The organism is Saccharothrix sp. (assembly GCF_031180885.1).
Taxonomy (GTDB): Bacteria; Actinomycetota; Actinomycetes; order Mycobacteriales; family Pseudonocardiaceae; genus Actinosynnema.
The window spans coordinates 1-19518 of the sequence record NZ_JAPSLK010000090.1; the positions used below are offsets into that span (position 1 = coordinate 1).

At 71.1% G+C, this 19518-nt stretch carries 24 protein-coding genes; 19 read left to right on the forward strand and 5 right to left on the reverse strand.

The genetic code is table 11. From position 1 onward, the window contains the following. The 4 genes from cysD to RIN75_RS42160 form a co-directional block, all read right to left on the reverse strand. Window positions 1-843, reverse strand: an 843-nt coding sequence (cysD, locus tag RIN75_RS42145) for a sulfate adenylyltransferase subunit CysD (RefSeq protein WP_309117713.1), incomplete at its 3' end; no start/stop codon positions are given. Then, a complete protein-coding gene (locus RIN75_RS42150; RefSeq protein WP_309117714.1) occupies window positions 840-1541 on the reverse strand; it encodes a phosphoadenylyl-sulfate reductase in 702 nt (233 codons plus the stop codon). The genes cysD and RIN75_RS42150, both read right to left, overlap by 4 nt. Beyond that, the gene (locus RIN75_RS42155; protein WP_309117715.1) at window positions 1538-1729 is read right to left on the reverse strand and encodes an Insertion element protein; all 192 of its coding nucleotides are present in this window, start codon (window positions 1727-1729) and stop codon (window positions 1538-1540) included. The genes RIN75_RS42150 and RIN75_RS42155 overlap by 4 nt, the downstream gene beginning before the upstream one ends. Continuing rightward, window positions 1726-3408: a nitrite/sulfite reductase gene (locus RIN75_RS42160; RefSeq protein ID WP_309117716.1), complete on the reverse strand. Its 1683-nt coding sequence runs from the start codon at window positions 3406-3408 to the stop codon at window positions 1726-1728. The genes RIN75_RS42155 and RIN75_RS42160 overlap by 4 nt, the downstream gene beginning before the upstream one ends. Window positions 3409-3697: 289 nt before the next feature. Here RIN75_RS42160 and hemW point away from each other — a divergent pair, with 289 nt between their 5' ends. From hemW to RIN75_RS42190, 6 genes are all read left to right on the forward strand, one after another. Further along, window positions 3698-4912, forward strand: coding sequence for a radical SAM family heme chaperone HemW (gene hemW / locus RIN75_RS42165; RefSeq protein WP_309117717.1), 1215 nt, complete (start codon window positions 3698-3700; stop codon window positions 4910-4912). Window positions 4913-5017: 105 nt separating this feature from the next. Next, window positions 5018-6040 (forward strand): heat-inducible transcriptional repressor HrcA, encoded by a 1023-nt coding sequence (gene hrcA, locus RIN75_RS42170; protein WP_309117718.1) that lies wholly within the window; start codon window positions 5018-5020, stop codon window positions 6038-6040. Between the two features lie 80 nt (window positions 6041-6120). Next, window positions 6121-7269 carry a molecular chaperone DnaJ gene (dnaJ, locus tag RIN75_RS42175; protein ID WP_309117719.1) on the forward strand — a complete coding sequence of 383 codons (1149 nt, stop codon included), beginning with the start codon at window positions 6121-6123 and terminating at the stop codon, window positions 7267-7269. Then, complete coding sequence (locus RIN75_RS42180; protein WP_309117720.1) at window positions 7266-8000, forward strand: 16S rRNA (uracil(1498)-N(3))-methyltransferase; 735 nt, start codon at window positions 7266-7268, stop codon at window positions 7998-8000. Before dnaJ ends, RIN75_RS42180 begins: the two co-directional genes overlap by 4 nt. Before the next feature lie 204 nt (window positions 8001-8204). Continuing rightward, a complete protein-coding gene (locus RIN75_RS42185) occupies window positions 8205-8876 on the forward strand; it encodes an alpha/beta fold hydrolase (RefSeq protein ID WP_309117721.1) in 672 nt (223 codons plus the stop codon). A 10-nt stretch (window positions 8877-8886) separates the two neighbouring features. Next, complete coding sequence (locus RIN75_RS42190) at window positions 8887-9231, forward strand: histidine triad nucleotide-binding protein (RefSeq protein WP_309117722.1); 345 nt, start codon at window positions 8887-8889, stop codon at window positions 9229-9231. Window positions 9232-9243: 12 nt separating this feature from the next. Here RIN75_RS42190 and RIN75_RS42195 read toward each other — a convergent pair whose 3' ends face one another. Then, window positions 9244-10023, reverse strand: a complete 780-nt coding sequence (locus tag RIN75_RS42195; RefSeq protein ID WP_309117723.1) for a GNAT family N-acetyltransferase — start codon at window positions 10021-10023, stop codon at window positions 9244-9246. A 136-nt stretch (window positions 10024-10159) separates the two neighbouring features. Between RIN75_RS42195 and RIN75_RS42200 the strand changes: the two genes are divergently transcribed. The 13 genes from RIN75_RS42200 to RIN75_RS42260 all read left to right on the forward strand — a co-directional run. Then, complete coding sequence (locus RIN75_RS42200) at window positions 10160-11233, forward strand: PhoH family protein (RefSeq protein ID WP_309117724.1); 1074 nt, start codon at window positions 10160-10162, stop codon at window positions 11231-11233. Between the two features lie 5 nt (window positions 11234-11238). Continuing rightward, window positions 11239-11802, forward strand: a complete 564-nt coding sequence (gene ybeY, locus RIN75_RS42205) for an rRNA maturation RNase YbeY (protein WP_309117725.1) — start codon at window positions 11239-11241, stop codon at window positions 11800-11802. A gap of 16 nt (window positions 11803-11818) precedes the next feature. After that, the gene (locus RIN75_RS42210; RefSeq protein ID WP_309117736.1) at window positions 11819-13117 is read left to right on the forward strand and encodes a hemolysin family protein; all 1299 of its coding nucleotides are present in this window, start codon (window positions 11819-11821) and stop codon (window positions 13115-13117) included. Further along, on the forward strand, window positions 13110-13442 hold the full coding sequence (locus RIN75_RS42215; protein WP_309117726.1) for a cytidine deaminase: 333 nt from the start codon (window positions 13110-13112) through the stop codon (window positions 13440-13442). Before RIN75_RS42210 ends, RIN75_RS42215 begins: the two co-directional genes overlap by 8 nt. Window positions 13443-13444: 2 nt before the next feature. After that, a complete protein-coding gene (locus RIN75_RS42220) occupies window positions 13445-13786 on the forward strand; it encodes a (2Fe-2S) ferredoxin domain-containing protein (RefSeq protein ID WP_309117727.1) in 342 nt (113 codons plus the stop codon). 320 nt (window positions 13787-14106) lie between these two features. Next, entirely contained in the window at window positions 14107-15003 is an 897-nt protein-coding gene (era, locus tag RIN75_RS42225) for a GTPase Era (protein WP_309117728.1), read from the forward strand. Continuing rightward, the gene (gene recO, locus RIN75_RS42230; RefSeq protein WP_309117729.1) at window positions 15003-15755 is read left to right on the forward strand and encodes a DNA repair protein RecO; all 753 of its coding nucleotides are present in this window, start codon (window positions 15003-15005) and stop codon (window positions 15753-15755) included. The genes era and recO overlap by 1 nt, the downstream gene beginning before the upstream one ends. Before the next feature lie 37 nt (window positions 15756-15792). Further along, a complete protein-coding gene (locus tag RIN75_RS42235) occupies window positions 15793-16611 on the forward strand; it encodes an isoprenyl transferase (protein ID WP_309117730.1) in 819 nt (272 codons plus the stop codon). Then, on the forward strand, window positions 16608-17036 hold the full coding sequence (locus RIN75_RS42240; RefSeq protein ID WP_309117731.1) for a YbjN domain-containing protein: 429 nt from the start codon (window positions 16608-16610) through the stop codon (window positions 17034-17036). The genes RIN75_RS42235 and RIN75_RS42240 overlap by 4 nt, the downstream gene beginning before the upstream one ends. Continuing rightward, window positions 17036-17308, forward strand: coding sequence for a hypothetical protein (locus RIN75_RS42245; RefSeq protein WP_309117732.1), 273 nt, complete (start codon window positions 17036-17038; stop codon window positions 17306-17308). Before RIN75_RS42240 ends, RIN75_RS42245 begins: the two co-directional genes overlap by 1 nt. 43 nt (window positions 17309-17351) lie before the next feature. Further along, on the forward strand, window positions 17352-18362 hold the full coding sequence (locus RIN75_RS42250) for a permease (protein WP_309117733.1): 1011 nt from the start codon (window positions 17352-17354) through the stop codon (window positions 18360-18362). Continuing rightward, window positions 18359-19087, forward strand: a complete 729-nt coding sequence (locus RIN75_RS42255) for a TIGR03943 family putative permease subunit (RefSeq protein WP_309117734.1) — start codon at window positions 18359-18361, stop codon at window positions 19085-19087. The genes RIN75_RS42250 and RIN75_RS42255 overlap by 4 nt, the downstream gene beginning before the upstream one ends. Window positions 19088-19234: 147 nt before the next feature. Next, window positions 19235-19518 (forward strand): transposase domain-containing protein (locus tag RIN75_RS42260; RefSeq protein WP_309117735.1); only part of this gene is annotated, 284 nt, incomplete at its 3' end.

A 19518-nucleotide genomic window follows, 5' to 3' on the forward strand; every position in this document is an offset into this window, starting at 1 on the left:
GGTCGCACCGCGCTCGGTCAACCGCGACGCGGCCACCTCCGCGATGACCGCCTCGATGTCCGCCGCGTCCGACTCCACCGCACCCGTGCACGAACCGTCCCCGACGGTCCGGTACCGCACGGTCTTGCTCACGAGCTGCTCGCCTTCGCGCGGGCCGCCCCACGGGCCTTCCGCCAGCCACATCCCGTCGCGCAGGTACACCTCGCGCTGGTGCGCGTAGTAGATCGACGGCAATTCGATCCCCTCCCGCGCGATGTAGTGCCAGACGTCCAGCTCGGTCCAGTTGGAGAGCGGGAATACCCGCACATGTTCCCCCGGGCGGTGCCTCCCGTTGTAGAGGTTCCACAATTCGGGACGCTGCCGCCGCGGCTCCCACTGGCCGAAGGCGTTGCGCAGGCTGAAAATGCGCTCCTTCGCGCGGGCGCGTTCCTCGTCACGGCGCCCGCCGCCGAACACGGCGTCGAACTTGTGGTTGGTGATCGCGTCCAGCAAAGGCACCGTCTGCAAGGGGTTCCGGGTGCCGTCAGGGCGCTCGGAAAGCCTTCCGTCGTCGATGTAGTCCTGGACGCTGGCCACTTCCAGCCGGAGGTTGTACTTCTCGACCGTGCGGTCCCGGAAGTCGATGACTTCCCGGAAGTTGTGTCCGGTATCGACATGTAGGAGGGGAAAGGGAACCGGCGCGGGCCAGAACGCTTTCACGGCCAGGTGGAGGAGCAGGGTCGAGTCCTTGCCGCCGGAGAACAGGATCACCGGCCGGTCGAACTCGCCCGCGACCTCGCGGAAGATGTGGATCGCCTCGGATTCCAGGCGTCCCAACGTGTCCAGAGCTGTGCCCACGCTCATCCGTGCAACCCGCATTCCGTCTTCGAAGTACCGGCCCAGCGGCCACTGCGCGCGTCCTGGCCCGGCAGCGGCTTCGAGGTGCACGGGGCGCACCCGATGGAGAGGTAGCCCTCCTGCACCAACGGGTTCTCCAGGATCCCGTGCTCGGCGATGTAGGCGTTGAACTGTTCGTCCGACCACGGCGCGATCGGGTTGACCTTCACCAGCCCGTTGCGGTCGTCCCACTGCACGATCGGCGTGTTCGCCCGGGTCGGCGCGTCCACGCGGCGCACGCCGGTGACCCACGCGTCGTAGTCCTTCAGCGTGCGCTGCAACGGGATCACCTTGCGCAGGTGGCAGCAGCGGTTCGGGTCGGTCCGGTTGAGCAGCCCGAACTCGGCTTCCTGGTCGGCCACCGACTGCTCGGCCGCGGCGTTGACGATCCGCACCTCCGGGTAGACCAGGTCCACCGCGTCGCGGGTGCCGATGGTCTCCGCGAAGTGGTAGCCGGTCTCCAGGAACAGCACGTCCACGTCCGGCTTCACCTTGGTGGCCAGGTCGACCAGCACGGCGTCCTGCATGTTCGACGCGACGATCCAGCTGTCGCCGAACGTGCGGGCGACCCACGCGAGGGCTTCCTCGGCGGTGGCGTCGGCCAGTTCCACCGAGGCGGCCTCGGCGATCACCTTCAGTTCCTCGACCCTGGTGGGGGCGGTCATCGCTGAACCTCCGTGTCTACGGTTCGGCCCTGCAGGCAGGCCTCACGCGGAAGATTTAGGCCCACGAACTTGACGGTGAAAACACGGCGGCACGAGGCGCAGAGCCACGAGTAGCTCGGCTCCTCTTGAGGACGCAGGTCCTCGTCGCCGCAGTACGGGCAGTAGAAGGGAGTGGCTCGTTCGCTCACTTGAGATCAGCCTCGTCGGCGCGGGCGACCCACTGGGCGAACCGCTCGTCGTCCTTGCGCTGCGCCACGAAGTTGCGCACCACCCGCTCGACGTACCCGGACAGCTCCGCGGCGGTCACCTTGTGGCCGCGCAGCTTCCGGCCGAACCCGGCGTCCAGGCCCAGCCCGCCGCCCAGGTGCACCTGGAAGCCCTCGACCTGGTTGCCGTCGGCGTCGGTGACGATCTGGCCCTTGAGCCCGATGTCCGCGGTCTGGATGCGGGCGCACGAGTTCGGGCAGCCGTTGATGTGCACCGAGATCGGGGCGGTGACGCCATCGACGATGTCCGCCAGTCGAGCTTCGAGCGTGGACACCAGGTCCACCGCGCGGGCCTTGGTCTCGACGATCGCGAGCTTGCAGAACTCGATGCCGGTGCACGCCATGACCCCGCGCCGCCACGGCGACGGCTCGGTCTGCAGCCCCAGCTTCGCCAGGTCCGCCTGGAGCGCCTTGACCTCCGACTCCGGCACGTCCAGCACGACCAGCTTCTGCTGCGGCGTCAACCGGACCCGGGTGGACCCGGCCCGCTCGACCACCTTGGCCACCTCGACCAGCGTGGACCCGGTGACCCGGCCCGCGATCGGGGCCGCGCCCACGTAGTACAGGCCGTCCTTCTGCTTGTGCACGCCGATGTGGTCGCGCGGGACCTCGGGCACCTCGGGCGCGGGGCCGTCGATCAGCTTGCGCTTGAGGTACTCGTCCTCCAGCACCTGGCGGAACTTCTCCGGGCCCCAGTCGGCGACCAGGAACTTGATCCGCGCCCGGTGCCGCAGCCGCCGGTAGCCGTAGTCGCGGAAGACGCTGATCACGCCCTCCCACACGTCCGGCACCTCGTCCAGCGGCACCCACGTGCCCAGCCGCTTGGCGATCATCGGGTTGGTGGACAGGCCGCCGCCGACCCACAGGTCGAAGCCGGGGCCGTGCTCGGGGTGGTCGACGCCGACGAACGCCACGTCGTGGATCTCGTGCGCCACGTCCGGCAGGCCGGAGATCGCGGACTTGAACTTGCGCGGCAGGTTGGAGTAGCGCGGGTCGCCGATGTAGCGGCGCAGGATCTCGTCGATCGCGGGCGTGCCGTCGATCACCTCGTCCTCGGCGATGCCCGCGACCGGCGAGCCGAGCACGACGCGCGGGCTGTCGCCGCAGGCCTCCATCGTGGTCAGGCCCGCCGCCTCCAGCTTCTGCCAGATGGTGGGGACGTCCTCGATGCGGATCCAGTGGTACTGGACGTTCTGCCGGTCGGTGATGTCGGCGGTGTCCCGGGCGTAGGTCTGGGACAGCTCGCCGATCAGCGCGAGCTGGCTCGTGGTGAGGCGCCCGCCGTCGATGCGGACGCGCAGCATGAAGTACTCGTCGTCCAGCTCTTCGGGTTCGAGGGTGGCCGTGCGGCCGCCGTCGATGCCGGGCTTGCGCTGGGTGTAGAGGCCGTACCAGCGGAACCGGCCCCGCAGGTCGGCGGGGTCGATCGAGTCGAACCCGCGGTGCGCGTAGATGTTCTCGATCCGAGACCGGACGTTGAGCGGGTTGTCGTCCTTCTTGCTCCGCTCGTTGGGGTTCAGCGGCTCGCGGTAGCCCAGCGCCCACTGCCCCTCACCCCGGCGCTGCTTCGGGCGCGGGGGTGTCGTCGTCGGGGGGACCATCTCGTCCTCCGGGTTTCGGGGCGCTGGTGCGCGTGCGAGTCCCGGTGGTTCCGTGGTGGGGGTCTCGTCAGCGCACCCGGCGCCGACGGGAACATGAGTCGGGCGCGGGCTATGCCGAGCGGCGGCACATCGCGCTGGAAACACGACGGAAGTCCACGTGGCGGCGGACCACCAGGCGCACTCCGTTCGACGTCATGGTTTGCAGCGTGCCACGCGTCCACCCCGTGGTCCACCGCCATCCGCATGGTGGGACGGGGTCCGCGGACCCGCCAGGTGGGAGGATGGGGCCATGCCCTCCGCTCTGCCGACCGGCGATCCCGCACCCCCGGACGGCTCACTGCCCGTGACCGCCCTGGCGGGTCTGGGCACCCGCCCGTTCGGTCTCTACGTGCACGTGCCGTTCTGCGCGACCCGCTGCGGCTACTGCGACTTCAACACCTACACCGCCGGTGAGCTGGGCACTTCCGCCTCGCCGGAGTCCTGGCTGGAGGGCTTGCGGCGCGAGCTGGACCTGGCCGCGGGGGTGCTGGGCGGTCCCCCGCCGGTGGACACCGTGTTCGTGGGTGGTGGCACACCGTCACTGCTCGGGTCGTCCGGTCTGGCGTCGGTGTTGGACGCCGTCCGCTCGTCCTTCGGGCTCGCGGGTGATGCGGAAGTCACTACGGAGTCCAACCCGGAGTCGACCTCGCCGGAGTTCTTCGCGGCCATCCGTGACGCTGGTTACACGCGGGTGTCCCTGGGCATGCAGTCGGCGGCCCGGCACGTCCTGGCGGTGCTCGACCGCGTCCACACCCCCGGCCGCCCGGTCGCGGCCGCTCGGGAGGCGCGGGCGGCCGGGTTCGACCACGTGAACCTGGACCTGATCTACGGGACGCCGGGCGAGTCGGCTGACGACCTGAAGGCGTCGCTGGACGCGGTGGGTTCGGCGGGCGTGGACCACGTGTCGGCGTACGCGCTGATCGTGGAGGAGGGGACGGCGCTGGCGCGGCGGGTGCGGCGCGGTGAGCTGCCCATGCCCGACGACGACGTGCTGGCGGACAAGTACGAACTGATCGACGCCGCCATGACCGCGCGGGGGTTGCGCTGGTACGAGGTGTCGAACTGGGCGGCTTCGGAGGCTTCGGAGTGCCGCCACAACGTCCTGTACTGGCAGGGCGCTGATTGGTGGGGTGCGGGTCCGGGTGCGCACAGCCACGTGGGCGGGGTGCGGTGGTGGAACGTGAAGCACCCGGCCAAGTACGCGTCGTTGCTGGCTTCGGGCACGTCCCCGGCGGCCGGTCGGGAGGTGCTGTCGGAGGAGGACCGGCGGGTCGAGCGGGTGTTGCTGGAGCTGCGCCTGGCTTCCGGCCTGCCCGTGGACGTCCTGGACGAGTCCGGGCGGGCCGAGGCGAAGATCGCCGTGCGGGACGGGCTGCTTTCGGAGACGGCGTTCGCGGAGGGCCGGTGCGTGCTGACCAACCGGGGCCGCCTGCTGGCCGACGCCGTGGTCCGCCGCCTCACCTGATCCCCGGGATCGCGCGGCCGAACGCACATCACACAGTTTCCCTATGAGTCGTCCCAGCTCCGTAAACTCGAGGTGAAGCAGGTCGTCGATGTGGAGGTGACGCGCGTGAACGCGGATGAGCGCCGGTTCGAGGTGTTGCGCGCCATCGTCGCCGACTACGTCTCCAACCAGGAGCCCGTCGGGTCGAAAGCGCTGGTCGAGCGGCACAACCTGGGCGTCTCCAGTGCGACCGTGCGCAACGACATGGCCGCCCTCGAAGAGGACGGGTACATCACGCAGCCGCACACCAGCGCCGGCCGCGTGCCCACGGACAAGGGCTACCGGCTGTTCGTCGACCGGCTCAGCGAGGTCAAGCCGCTGTCCTCCCCCGAGCGCCGGGCCATCCGCAGCTTCCTCGACGGCGCCTACGACCTCGACGACGTCCTGCGCCGCAGCGTGCGCCTGCTCGCCCAGCTCACCCGGCAGGTCGCGGTCATCCAGTACCCGACGCTGAGCCGGTCCACCGTGCGGCACCTGGAAGTGCTCGCCATCACACCCGCCCGGCTGATGCTGGTGCTCATCACCGACACCGGCCGCGTGGACCAGCGCAGCGTCGACCTCGGGGACGTCATCACCGAGGAGAACGTCGCCCGCATGCGCGCCCTGCTCAACGGGGCGATGGTCGGCAAGCGCCTGGCGGACGCCTCCGCCGAGGTCGCCCAGCTGCCCGACCACGCGCCCGCCGAGCTGCGCGACGCGGTGACGCGGGTGAGCACCGTGCTGATCGAATCCCTGGTCGAGCACCCGGAAGAGCGACTGGTGCTGGGTGGCACCGCGAACCTCACCCGCAACGTGGCAGACTTCCCCGGTTCGCTGCGCCAGGTGCTGGAGGCGCTGGAGGAGCAGGTCGTGGTGCTGAAGCTGCTGGCCGCGGCCCGCGACCCCGGCACGGTCCTGGTGCACATCGGCGAGGAGAACGAGGCGGCCGAGATGCGCAGCACCTCGGTCGTGTCCATCGGCTACGGCAGCCGGGACAAGCTGCTCGGGGGCATGGGAGTGGTGGGTCCGACGCGGATGGACTACCCGGGGACGATGGCGGCCGTGCTCGCGGTCGCCGGGTACGTCGGGGAGATCCTCACCTCCAGCTGAGCCGGGAACACCGAAGGCGCACAAGACGTTTCGCAAGCGAGCGAGCGCGTGATCCACGCGCGCCCGCAGGAGGACACACGGTGGCGAGGGACTACTACGGCACGCTCGGGGTCTCCAAGAACGCGACGCCCGAGGAGATCAAGCGCGCCTACCGCAAGCTCGCGCGCCAGCTGCACCCGGACGTCAACCCCAACGAGGAGGCCCGCTTCAAGGAGGTGACGGCCGCCTACGAGGTGCTGTCCGACCCGAAGAAGCGGCAGGTCGTCGACCTGGGCGGCGACCCGTTGGAGCCGGGCGGCGGCGGCATGCGCGACCCGTTCGCGGGCGCGGGGTTCGGTCTCGGCGACATCATGGACGCGTTCTTCGGCGCGGCCGGCGGCAGTTCGCGGGGTCCGCGCAGCCGGGTGCAGCCGGGTTCGGACGCGCTGATCCGCCTGGCCATGACGCTGGAGGAGTGCGCGGCGGGCGCGTCGCGGGAGCTGACCGTCGACACGGCCATCCTGTGCGACGTCTGCACGGGCAGCGGCTGCGCCGACGGCACGTCCCCGGTGCGCTGCGACACCTGCGGCGGGCGCGGCGAGGTGCAGTCGGTGCAGCGCTCGTTCCTGGGCCAGGTGGTGACGGCCCGGCCGTGCCCGGTGTGCCGTGGGTTCGGCGAGGTCATCCCGGACCCGTGCCGGCAGTGCGCGGGCGAGGGCCGGGTCCGGTCGCGGCGCACGATCTCCGTGCAGATCCCGCCCGGTGTCGCCGAGGGCATGCGGGTGCGGCTCGCCGGCCAGGGCGAGGTCGGCTCGGGCGGCGGTCCGGCCGGTGACCTGTACGTCGAGGTCGAGGAGATCCCGCACGAGGTGTTCGAGCGGGACGGCGTGAACCTGCACTGCTCGGTCCGCATCCCGATGACCACCGCAGCGCTGGGCGCGGTCCTGCCGCTGCAGACCCTGGACGGCGAGGAAGAGCTGGAGATCGAGCCGGGCACCCAGCCGGGCACCGAGCTGGTGCTGACCGGCCGGGGCATGCCGCGGCTGCGCTCCAGCGGCCGGGTCGACGGGCGGGGCGACCTGCACGTCCACCTGGAGGTCGTGGTGCCGACCAAGCTCGACGCCCGCCAGACCGAGCTGCTGCGGGAGCTGGCCGTGGCGCGCGGCGAGGAGGAGCCGTCGCTGGCCCACAACGGCAAGGGCGGCGGCGGGCTGTTCTCGCGGCTGCGCTCCGGGCGCGGGCACCGGTGACGCTGCCGGTCTTCCTGGTCGCCGCGCTGCCCTCCGGGTCCGAGGCCGTCCTGGACGGTCCGGAGGGCAGGCACGCCGCCACCGTGCGCCGGTTGCGCGCGGGGGAGGAGCTGGTGCTGTCCGACGGGTCCGGCGCGCAGGTGCGGTGCCTGGTCACCGAGGCGTTGAAGGACTCGCTGCGGCTGTCCGTGGTCGAGCGCTGGGTGGTGCCCGAGCCGTCGCCGCGGGTCGTGGTGGCGCAGGCGCTGGTCAAGGGCGACCGGGGTGAGCTGGCCGTCGAACTGGCCACCGAGGCCGGCGTGGACGGTGTGGTGCCCTGGAAGGCGTCGCGCTGCATCACCAAGTGGGACGACGGGCCGCGGGGCGCGAAGGCGTTGGAACGCTGGCGCGCCACCGCGCGGGAAGCCGCGAAGCAGGCCCGACGGGCACGGGTGCCGGAGGTCGGCGAGCCCGTCGGCACACCGGGGTTGGTCCGTCTGGTGGAGTCCTCGACTGTTGCATTGGTTTTGCACGAGTCGGCCACCGCCGGCATCGGCACCGTCGACCTCCCCAGTGAGGGTGACGTGCTGCTCGTCGTCGGACCCGAGGGCGGCATCGCTGAAGAAGAGCTGAAGGCGTTGACGCAGGCAGGCGCGCACGTTGTGCGACTGGGCCCTACCGTTCTGCGAGCTTCCACGGCCGCCGCGGTGGCTTTGGGTGCGCTGGGTGTGCTGACCGATCGCTGGCGGTGACGGGCATTGCGTTCTTCTGGCGAACACCGGATTTAGGGGTTACTCTCATGGCCTGAGGGGTTGCATTGGTCTAGTCGGATTCGGCCCTTCAGAGCAGACTCGCCGGACACCTCCCCCCTCGGTCCGGCGTCGCCGCGTCGCGGTGGGGCGACCCCCAGGTCCCATCGCGACGCGGCCCCTTTTTTGTGTGGAGGGGTTTTCACCTTGCGGCGCATCTCCTACGGAACTCACGCGAGCCAGTTCGGTGAATTGTCGTCACCGGCTGGCGGCGATTCGTTTCCCGTTGTCGTCGTCATCCACGGCGGTTTCTGGCACCAGCGCTACGGACTCGAACTCGGCCGCCCTCTCGCCGCCGATCTGGCGGCGCACGGCGTGACCGCGTTCAACGTCGAATACCGGCGGGTGGACGGCGACGGCGGGTGGCCCGCGACCGGCGAGGACGTGCTGGCCGCCATCGACGCCCTGGACGCCGACGTGGTGACGCTGGGCCACTCGGCGGGCGGCCACCTGGCCGTGTGGGCGGCGGCCCGGCACCCGCGCGTGGTCGGTGCGGTCGCGCAGGCCGGGGTCCTCGACTTCCTCCAGCACCCGCAGATCACCCGGCGCGCCGCCGAACTGCTCGGCGGGACGCCCGAGGAAGTGCCCGATTTCTACGCCGACGCCTCGCCGGCGGCCCTGCTGCCCATCGCCAAGCCGATGGTGCTCGTGCACGGCACCGACGACGAGGACGTGCCCGTGGCGCAGAGCGAGGCCTTCGCGGCGTCGAGCGGGGCGGAACTGGTCGTGCTGCCCGGCGTCGGGCACATGGAGCTGATCGAGGCCGGTCACCCGGCGTGGGCGGTCTGCCGGGACGCCGCGCTGCGCCTGGCCCGCTAGCCTGCCCGGCATGTCCTCCGACTGCCTGTTCTGCCGCATCGTCCAGGGCGAGATCCCGGCGACCATCGTCCACGAGACCGAGACGACCACGGCGTTCCGCGACATCTCGCCGCAGGCCCCGACCCACGTCGTGCTGGTGCCCAAGCTGCACTCGCCGGACGCGGTCTCCCTGGTCAAGGCCGCGCCGGGCGTGCTGGACGACCTGTTCCGCGCCGCCGGCGAGGTGGCCGAGGCCGAGGGCGTCACCGACGGCGGCTACCGGCTGCTGTTCAACACCGGCGCGGACGCCGGCCAGACCGTCTTCCACGCCCACCTGCACCTGCTCGGCGGCCGCAAGCTCGGCGCCCTCGCCTGACCCGGTGCCCGCCTAGCCGAGCGCCTGCATCAGCGGCGCCCACAGCCGTTCCCGGGCGCCGCTGAACTCGCCGCGCACCATCAGGTCCACCTCGAACCGGGCCGGCATCCCGTGCTCGGTCAGCCACGCCCGCAGCGCCGGGTCGCCCGCGTCCACCCGGGAAGGGCCGTCGGCCACGTCGCTGATCAGGGCTTTCGCCTCGGCGAGCGACCCGGCGACGATCGGGCCGAGCATGAGCCGGTCGGTGTTGCGCCAGGACGCGGCGAACCCGTCCGGCGACACCCGCACCTCCCGCGCGAAGTCGAAGTACGACTCCCACATCGCCGACCGGTCCGCCCCGAACACCGCCGCGTCGAGCTTCACCAGGTGGTCCCGGTCTTCCACCGGGACGCTCACGCCCGACCGCGGCACGTCCAGGGTGCCGAAGTGGCCCGCCACCACGCCGACCGACCGGAAACCCAACCTCTCGTACAACGGCTTGCCGAACGGGGTCGCGAACAGCGACGCCACCGGGGTCCCCGCGTGCCCCAGGGCGTGCTCGACCAGCCGCCGCCCCAACCCGCGCCGGCCGTGCGACGGGGCCACGAGCACCATGCTCACCGCCGCGTGCTCGTCACCGAACCGGGTGATGATCGTCGTGCCGACCAGGCGCGGGCCGTCGAACAGCCCGAAGCCGGTGCCGACCCGCAGCAGGAAACGCCACTTCGCCTCCTCCGGCGGCCAGTCCCGGTCGGCGGCGAGGGCCAGGCACGCGGGCACGTCGGCCGAGGTCAGGGTGCGCAGAACGGTCACACCGACGAGTACACCGGTGCCGTCCACCGGTTTCTTACTCCGGTGCGGACTGTCGGTGCCGGCGGCTAGCATCGACGGCGGTAGGTCAAGTACACCGAGTTCGGCGCGAACGCGCAGGAAGCAGGCCCGAGGCCACGTGGCCGACACCGCAGACACCACGCCGCAGGCAGGCGCCGCGGCAGACGCCCAGTCCAAGTTCGCCGTGCCCGACGGTGCGGTGCTCGCCCTGCTCGGTTCGCGCGACGAGAACCTCCGGCTCGCCGAGGACCTGCTCGACGCCGACGTGCACGTGCGCGGCAACGAGGTCACCCTCTCCGGCAAGCCTGCCGACGTGGCGTTCGCGGAGCGGGTGTTCTCCGAGCTGGTGACGCTGGCCAGCCGGGGCCAGGAGGTCGGTCCGGACACGGTCCGCCGCACGGTGGCGATGCTGTCCGCGGGCACCGGCGAGTCGCCCGCCGAGGTGCTGAGCCTGGACATCATCTCCCGCCGCGGCCGCACGATCCGCCCCAAGACGCTGAACCAGAAGCACTACGTGGACGCGATCGACAAGAACACCGTCGTGTTCGGCATCGGTCCGGCGGGCACCGGCAAGACGTACCTGGCGATGGCGAAGGCCGTGCAGGCGTTGCAGGCCAAGCAGGTCAACCGCATCATCCTGACCCGACCGGCGGTCGAGGCGGGCGAGCGACTGGGCTACCTGCCGGGCACCCTGTACGAGAAGATCGACCCGTACCTGCGCCCCCTGTACGACGCGCTGCACGACATGGTCGACCCGGAGTCCATCCCGCGCCTCACCCAGGCCGGCACGATCGAGGTCGCGCCCTTGGCTTATATGCGCGGCAGAACGCTTAATGATGCTTTCATCATCCTTGACGAGGCGCAGAACACCACGCCCGAGCAGATGAAGATGTTCCTCACCCGACTGGGCTTCGGCTCCAAGATCGTGGTGACCGGCGACATCACCCAGGTCGACCTGCCCGGCGGGCAGCGGTCCGGGCTCAAGGTCGTCAAGGACATCCTCGAAGGCGTCGAGGACGTCCACTTCTCCGTCCTGACCAGCAACGACGTCGTCCGCCACCGGCTGGTCGCGGACATCGTCGACGCCTACGAGAAGTGGCAGGTCGAGCAGGACGAGCGCGACCTCGGGCAAGACCGGCAGAGCCACGCCGGACCCGGTGCGCGGTCCCGGGGGCACCGGCGGGGACGATAGGCGCCGTGAGCATCGAGATCGCGAACGAGTCGGGCGTGACCGTGGACGAGCCGTCCATCGTCGCCGCCGCCCGATTCGCGCTGGACCGGATGGGTGTCAGCCCGCTGGCGGAGCTGTCCGTCCTGCTGGTGGAGCTGGACGTGATGGCCGACCTGCACCAGCGCTGGATGGACCTGCCCGGCCCGACCGACGTCATGGCCTTCCCGATGGACGAGCTGGACTCGGCCCGCCGCCCGGACGCGACGGGCCTGGGTCCGGCGCTGCTCGGGGACATCGTGCTGTGCCCGGAGTTCGCCAAGGACCAGGCCAAGAAGGCGGGCCACAGCCTGCTGGACGAGCTGCACCTGCTGACCGTGCACGGCGTGCTGCACCTGCTGGGCTACGACCACGCCGAGCCCGCGGAGGAGCGGGAGATGTTCACCCTCCAGAACCGCATCCTGGGCGACTTCCGCACGGCCACCGCCGAGGCCGAGCGGAAGTCGGCGCAGCGCGAGGCGGACTCCAAGCTGCTCGGGGCGGTGGGCCTGGAGGACTCCGACGAGTCCGGCAGGCCCGACCCGGGCGCCTGACGCGGGGGCCGTGGTGATCGGGGACTCCACCAGCCTCGTCGTCCTGGCCGTGGCGCTGGTGCTGGCGGCGGGCGTGTTCGCGGGCGCGGACGCGGCGCTGGGCACGGTGTCGCGGGCGCGCGTCGAGGCGTTGCTGCGGCAGGGCCGGGCGGGCGCGCGGCAGTTGATCCAGGTGCTGGCGGACCGGCCGCGGCACGTCAACCTGCTGCTGTTGCTGCGGCTGGGCTGCGAGCTGTCGGCGACGGTGCTGGTGACCGTGGTGTGCCTGCGGTCGATCGAGACCGGCTGGGTGGCGGTGCTGGTCGCCGGGCTGAGCATGCTGGTCGTGTCGTACGTGCTGGTCGGCGTCGGCCCGCGGACCCTGGGCCGGCAGCACCCGTACGCGGTGAGCCTGATCGCGGCGGGGCCGATCCGGGTGCTCGGGCGGGTGCTGGGGCCGTTGTCGCGGCTGCTGATCCTGGTGGGCAACGCGATCACGCCGGGCAAGGGCTTCCGCGAGGGGCCGTTCTCGTCCGAGGTGGAGCTGCGCGAGCTGGTGGACATGGCGCAGGAGCGCGGCGTCGTGGACGAGGGCGAGCGCGAGATGATCCACTCGGTGTTCGAGCTGGGTGACACCATCGCGCGCGAGGTGATGGTGCCGCGCACCGAGATCGTGTGGATCGAGCAGACCAAGTCGGTGCGGCAGGCGTTGGCGCTGTCGCTGCGCACCGGGTACACGCGGGTGCCGGTGATCGGCGAGAGCGTGGACGACATCGTCGGCGTGGTGAACCTGAAGGACCTGGTGCGCCGGACGCTGGCGGAGGAGCCGAACGGGACCGTGGTCGCGGACGTGATGAAGCCCGCGTCGTTCATCCCGGACTCGAAGCCGATCGCGGACCTGCTGCGCGAGATGCAGCTGTCCCGCAACCACCTGGCGATCGTGGTGGACGAGTACGGCGGCACGGCGGGTCTGCTGACGATCGAGGACATCCTGGAGGAGATCGTCGGCGAGATCACCGACGAGTCCGACACCGACGACCGGCCGCCGGTGGAGCACCTGACGGACGGTTCGGTGCGGGTGAGCGCCCGGCTGCCGGTGGACGACCTGGACGCGCTGTTCGGCACCGAGCTGGACGACCACGAGGTGGAGACCGTGGGCGGGCTGCTGGCGCAGCGCCTGGGCCGGGTGCCGCTGCCCGGCACGGAGGCGGAGATCGCGGGCCTGCGGATGCGGGCCGAGGGCGGCAAGGACGAACGCGGGCGGATGCGGATCACGACGGTGCTGGTCCGCCCGGTGGCAGGCGCTGACGACGACGAGGGGACCCAAGGTGAGTGAGCTAGACCCCGAGGACCAGAAGATCATCACCCTGGCGAGGTCCGCCCGCGCCCGCACGGGTGCTCCGGAGGGCGCGGCGGTCCGCGACACCGACGGCCGCACCTACGCCGCCACGACGGTCGCCCTGCCTTCCCTGAAGCTCACCGCTCTCCAGGCGGCTGTGGCGGCGGCCGTCTCCAGCGGCGCCGAGGGCCTGGAGGCGGCGGCCGTGGTGACCGCTTCGGATGAGGTGGACCCGGCTTCGGTGTCCGCCGTCCGCGACCTGACCGCTTCCGCTCCCGTGCTGCGCGCCGACGCCTCGGGTGCCCTGGTGGAGACCGTCTGACCTTGCGCAACTACGTCACGGTGTGCCGCGGCTGCTGCTGCGGCACCACCAAGAAGCACCCCGACTACGACCACGAGGCCCAGCTCCGGCGGTTGCGGGAGGTGGCGGCGCAGTCGGGCGGGACGGTCCGCCTGCGGGTCGCCGACTGCCTGGACGCCTGTGAGAACTCGAACGTGATCGTGGTGAAGCCGGCGGGCGCGAAGCCGGTGTGGCTGGGCTTCGTCCTGCACGACGCGATCATGGACGACCTGGAGAAGTGGCTCCGCAACGGCGGCCCCATGCCCGAGGTGCTGGAACTGAACCGGATCACGCCGCCCAAGCAGCAACCCTCCGCTGCCCGCTGATGGGCAAGCCGTGTCCCGACGACCGACGGCACCGAGTCCGCCCGGCCCGGCTCAGCTACCACGACCACCGGCGTGTGCGCCCGTCGCCCGGCACTTCGACGACCGCGACGCCGATGCCGCCGCGCCGGCCGCTCGGTTCGACACACATCGCTGCGGCCGCCCAATGGCGGCGGCTCTGGCCGGTTCGACGCTGAAGAACGGGTTCGGCGTCGTGGACCGCTACCTGGCCGTGCTCGACCGCGACGAGTGGTGCGCGGTCGCGCCCGACCGTGGCTGAGGGTTGGCGCGGCGGGCCGGCGGGGCACAGGGACAATGGAGGGATGGATGGTTACCGCTCCGGGTTCGCGTGCTTCGTCGGCCGGCCCAACGCAGGCAAGTCGACGCTGACCAACGCGCTGGTGGGGACCAAGGTCGCGATCACCTCCAGCAAGCCCCAGACGACCCGGCACACCATCCGGGGCATCGTGCACCGCGACGACGGCCAGCTCGTGCTCGTCGACACCCCCGGCCTGCACCGCCCCCGGACCCTGCTCGGCCAGCGCCTCAACGACCTGGTCCGGGAGACCTGGTCCGAGGTGGACGTCGTCGGCTTCTGCGTCCCGGCCGACCAGAAGGTGGGGCCCGGCGACAAGTTCATCGCCGCGGAACTCCAGAAGATCGCCAAGCGCACCCCGGTCATCGGCATCGTCACCAAGACCGACCTGGTCAGCCAGCAGCAAACAGCCGAACAGCTCCTCGCCCTCCAGAACGTGATGGAGTTCGCCGACCTCATCCCGGTCTCCGCCCAGGACGGCTACCAGGTCGACACGCTCTCCGACCTGCTCGTGGGCAAGCTCCCCGAGGGGCCGCCGCTGTACCCGGACGGCGAGCTGACCGACGAGCCCGAGCAGACGCTGGTCGCCGAGCTGATCCGCGAGGCCGCCCTGGAAGGCGTGCGGGACGAGCTGCCGCACTCCATCGCCGTCGTGGTGGAGGAGATGCTGCCCCGCGAGGGCCGGGACGACCTGGTGGACATCCACGCCAACGTCTTCGTGGAGCGCCCCAGCCAGAAGGCGATCATCCTGGGCCACCGGGGCGAGCGCCTGAAGCAGGTCGGCATCACCTCGCGCCGGCACATCGAGAAGCTGCTGGGCACCCGCGTGTACCTGGACCTGCACATCAAGATCGCCAAGGACTGGCAGCGCGACCCGAAGCAGCTCCGTAGACTCGGGTTCTGATGGCCAACCTGTACCGGGACACGGGCGTGGTCCTCCGGGTGCAGAAGCTCGGCGAGGCGGACCGGATCATCACCCTGCTCACCCAGAAGCACGGCAAGGTGCGCGCGGTCGCCAAGGGCGTGCGGCGGACGTCGTCGCGGTTCGGGGCCCGGCTGGAGCCGTTCGGGCACGTGGACGTCCAGTTCTACCCGGGCCGGTCGCTGGACGTGGTGACCCAGGTGCAGACCCTCGACGCCTTCCACGTCGACCTGGTCGACGACTACCAGCGGTACACGGCGGCGTGCGCGGTGCTGGAGACCGCCGACCGGCTCACCGCCGAGGAGGGCGAGCCGGTCCTCCGGCTGTACCTGCTGGTCACGGGCGCGTTGAGGGCGCTCGCGGCCAAGGAGCGGGACCCGTCCCTGATCCTCGACGCGTTCCTCATGCGGGCGATGGCGTTCGCGGGCTGGGCACCCGCGGTCAACGAGTGCGCCCGCTGCGGCGACCCCGGCCCGCACCGCGCGTTCAACGTGCACGCGGGCGGGCTGGTGTGCCACAACTGCCGCCCGCCGGGCAGCGCCCAGCCCAACCAGGACACCCTCCGCCTCCTCGGCGCGCTGCTGCACGGCGAGTGGGACGTCGTCGACGGCATCCCGAACGGGCCTCGCCGCGAGGCCAGCGGCCTGGTCGCCGCGCACCTGCAGTGGCACCTCGAGCGGCAGTTGCGCTCGCTGCCGTTGGTCGAGCGCAAAGCCCCGCTGGCGGACGGATAGCCTGCCGCAGTCCCCACCCGAACCCGAGAGGACCCCCATGCTCCGCCGACGGCGGGTCGAACGCGTCCAGCGCGTGCCCAAGCCCCCGGAACCGCACCCCTCCGGCGCCACGCCGCCCGCGATCCCGGCCGAGTTCGTGCCGCAGCACATCGCGATCGTCATGGACGGCAACGGGCGGTGGGCCAACCAGCGCGGCCTGTCCCGCATCGAGGGGCACAAGCGCGGCGAGGCCGTCGTCGTCGAGGCCGCCAAGGGCGCCATCGAGATGGGCGTGAAGTGGCTGTCGCTGTACGCGTTCTCCACCGAGAATTGGCGGCGCAGCCCGGAGGAGGTCCGCTTCCTCATGGGCTTCAGCCGCGACGTCATCCACCACCGCACCGACGAGCTGGACGAACTCGGCGTCCGGGTGCGCTGGGCGGGCCGCCGGCCCCGGCTGTGGCGCAGCGTCATCAAGGAGCTGGAGGTCGCGGAGGAGCGCACGAAGGACAACGACGTGCTCAACCTCGCGATGTGCATCAACTACGGTGGCCGGGCCGAGATCGGCGACGCGGCGCGCGAGATCGCGCGGCTGGCCGCGGCGGGCAAGATCAACCCGGAGAAGGTCGACGAGCGGACCGTCAACCGGTTCCTGTACCAGCCGGAGATGCCGGACGTGGACCTGTTCATCCGCCCGTCGGGCGAGCAGCGCACGTCGAACTTCCTGCTCTGGCAGTCGGCGTACGCGGAACTGGTGTTCCAGGACATCCTGTGGCCCGACTTCGACCGCCGGGACATGTGGAACGCGTGCGAGGCGTTCGCCCGGCGCGACCGCCGCTTCGGCGGCGCGGTGGACAAGCCCGAGGAGGAGACCGAGTGACCGACGAGGACGCCGCCGTGACCGCGGAGCTGCTCACCGGCGCCCGCCAGGCGCTGGAGCTGTTCCACGACGTGCACGTCGACGACGACGGCGCGTTGAGCTTCCGGCACGGCGACGTGCCGTGCGCGGTGCAGGCGATGCGGCTGGCCGAGGGCCTGACCGTGCTCAGCCTGACCTGCGTGGTGGCGTGGGACCTGCCGGAGAACCGCGACCTGGCCTCCTCCGCCGCCGAACGGGCCGGTCAGGGCCTGTTCGGCACGCTCGGCGTGGTGCACACCGAGCGCGGGATGGACGTGACCCTGCGGTACGCGTTCCCCGCGGAAGGTCTCAAACCCGAACCGCTGAGCACCCTGCTCATGCTGGTCGTGTCGACGGCGTCCCAGCTGCGCGCGGAGCTGCTGGCGAACGCGGAGGGCGGTGCCTGATGGGCGGCGTGGTGGTGTACGAGCCGGACGACGACTCCGAGGTCGAGGGCTTGCCCTGGGCGATCACGTTCGAGGCGTCCGCGGGCGAGGAGTGGGCGTCGTTCGTGTGCGGCCCGTACGAGCGGGACGAGGCCGTGGCGCTGGCCGAGGAGGTCATCGCCGAGGGCCGCGGCGTGTCGGCGGTCGTCGAGCCGCTGCTGCCGGTGCGATCGGCGATGGACGTCTTGTCGACCATCGCCGAACTCCGGGAGGATGTCGAAAACCCGACATAGGTGGGGTTCGGCGGCGCGGGGTGTTCCTGGCATCATCTCGGAAGTGACAATCACTGGCGAGATCCGGGGATCGCGCCCGCGCCGCACCCCGCCGAAGCTGCGCGTCACCTCGCTCGAGGTGCTCTGCGTGGTGCTCGTGGTCGCCCTGGTCTTCCAGGACTGGCTGGTGTCCGCTCTGGACGCGCCCGTCCTGCGCACCGCGTCCACGGTGTTCGTCGCGGTGTGCGTGCAGGCCCTGCCGTTCCTCGTGCTCGGTGTCCTGATCAGCGGCGCGATCGCGGCCTTCGTCCCCGCGTCCACCCTCCGCCGCCTGCTGCCCCGCAAGACCGCGCTGGCCGTGCCCGTGGCGGGTGTGGCGGGCGTGGCCCTGCCCGGCTGCGAGTGCGCGTCGGTGCCGGTCGCCCGCCGCTTGATGCAGCAGGGCGTGGCCCCGGCGGTCGCGCTGTCGTTCCTGCTGGCCGCGCCGGCGGTGAACCCGATCGTCCTGGTGTCGACCGCCGTGGCGTTCCGCGATGCGCCTTTGATGGTGCCCGCCCGTTTCCTGGGCTCCTTGCTGACGGCCGTGATCATGGGCTGGCTGTGGGTGCGCTTCGGCAAGGCGGAGTGGATCGCCGAACGCGCGCTGCGGCGCTTGCCGGATCGTGACGGCACGTCCCGCTGGGTGGTGTTCGCGGAGACCGCTCGGCACGACCTGGTCGAGGCCGGTGGGTTCCTGGTGCTCGGCGGTGTGTTCGCGGCGGCGTTCAACGTGCTGGTGCCGGCGGAGTGGATGGAGACGCTGGGCGCGCAGATCGTGCTCGGCGTGCTGGTGATGGCCCTGCTGGCGGTGGTGCTGGCGCTGTGCAGCGAGGCGGACGCGTTCGTCGCGGTGTCGATGTCGGCGTTGCCGCTGCTGCCGAGGTTGGTGTTCCTGGTGGTCGGTCCGGCTGTGGACGTGAAGCTCATCGCGTTGCAGGCGGGGACCTTCGGTCGGGGTTTCGCGGCGCGGTTCGCGCCGGTGACGTTTGTCGTGGCGATCGCGAGTGCGTTGGCGGCGGGAGCGGTGTTCCTATGAGGCGGGAAACGCAGAACATCCTGTTGGTGCTGCTCGGCGGGGCTCTGCTGAAGCTGGCTCTGAGCGGTACGTATCTGAGGTACGTGAAGGAGTCCCTGCAACCGTGGCTGATCGGCACGGGCGCGGTCATGATCCTGCTGGCGGTGTTCTCCATCGCCCGCGACCTGCGCGCCGGCCGAACCGCTGAACACGACCACGAGGCCCACGCCCACGAGGGCCACGAACACGGCAAGTCCCGCAGCCCGTGGATGCTCCTCCTGCCGGTGCTCGCGGTCTTCCTGATCAGCCCGCCCGCGTTGGGTGCGGACACGGTGAACCGTTCGGACCGGAATGCCGCCCAGGAGTCGAAGGCGAGCAACGGCTTCGCCCCTCTGCCCTCGGACGAGGTCGTGCCTCTGACCATCGGTGAATTCGTCACGCGCACGGCTTGGGACGACTCGGGCTCGTTGAACGACCGGACTGTGCGGCTGACCGGTTTTGTGGTGCGGAAGGAGAGCAACGTCTACCTGGCGCGACTCACCATTTCGTGCTGCGCGGCCGACGCGGCCCCGGTGAAGACGCTGATGGTCGGCCAGGACTTCGCCGGTCTGCCGGACGACCAGTGGATCGAGGCGACCGGCCGCGTGGTGCCGGGTTCGGCGACCAAGGACAACGCCTACGTGCCGACCTTCACCGTCAGCGCCATCAACCCGATCACGCCCCCGGAGGACACCTACGAGGGCTGACCCGCGCCAAACGTGGGCCTGCTTTCGGCGCGCAGCGCCGTCGGGCAGTGCCGCCGGGGCACACACCTCGACCCGGGCTTCTTGCTTGTGTCATCCCCGCATGGCCCAATGCCGCTAAGTTAGGGCTTTGTACGGTAAGATCGGGTTATGGCTCGCGCTGGTCAGAAGAAGGCGTCGGTCGAGGATGACGAGGATGTCCGGCTTGTCGACCGGATTTCACTCGGTGTCCTGGCTGATGTGGTTTCACGGGACTTGATCGAGGAGATCCTGGAGGAGACCGGTAGGCGCGAGCAGCGGACGCGCTTGCTTCCCGCACATGTGATGGTGCGGTTCTGTCAGGCGATGTGCCTGTTTTTCGACGACGACTACGAGGAGGTCATGCGGAAGCTCGTCGGGTCGTTGAAATCGATGGGGTCGTGGCGTGGTGAATG

Bases quoted from the DNA above. Each gene is read 5' to 3' on its own strand.
- RIN75_RS42255 (WP_309117734.1), top strand. From the start codon at position 18,359: ATGAGGCGGGAAACGCAGAACATCCTGTTGGTGCTGCTCGGCGGGGCT.
- RIN75_RS42245 (WP_309117732.1), top strand. From the start codon at position 17,036: ATGGGCGGCGTGGTGGTGTACGAGCCGGACGACGACTCCGAGGTCGAG.
- RIN75_RS42150 (WP_309117714.1), bottom strand. From the start codon at position 1,541: ATGACCGCCCCCACCAGGGTCGAGGAACTGAAGGTGATCGCCGAGGCC.
- hemW (WP_309117717.1), top strand. From the start codon at position 3,698: ATGCCCTCCGCTCTGCCGACCGGCGATCCCGCACCCCCGGACGGCTCA.
- era (WP_309117728.1), top strand. From the start codon at position 14,107: ATGGATGGTTACCGCTCCGGGTTCGCGTGCTTCGTCGGCCGGCCCAAC.
- RIN75_RS42235 (WP_309117730.1), top strand. From the start codon at position 15,793: ATGCTCCGCCGACGGCGGGTCGAACGCGTCCAGCGCGTGCCCAAGCCC.
- RIN75_RS42190 (WP_309117722.1), top strand. From the start codon at position 8,887: ATGTCCTCCGACTGCCTGTTCTGCCGCATCGTCCAGGGCGAGATCCCG.
- RIN75_RS42160 (WP_309117716.1), bottom strand. From the start codon at position 3,408: ATGGTCCCCCCGACGACGACACCCCCGCGCCCGAAGCAGCGCCGGGGT.
- recO (WP_309117729.1), top strand. From the start codon at position 15,003: ATGGCCAACCTGTACCGGGACACGGGCGTGGTCCTCCGGGTGCAGAAG.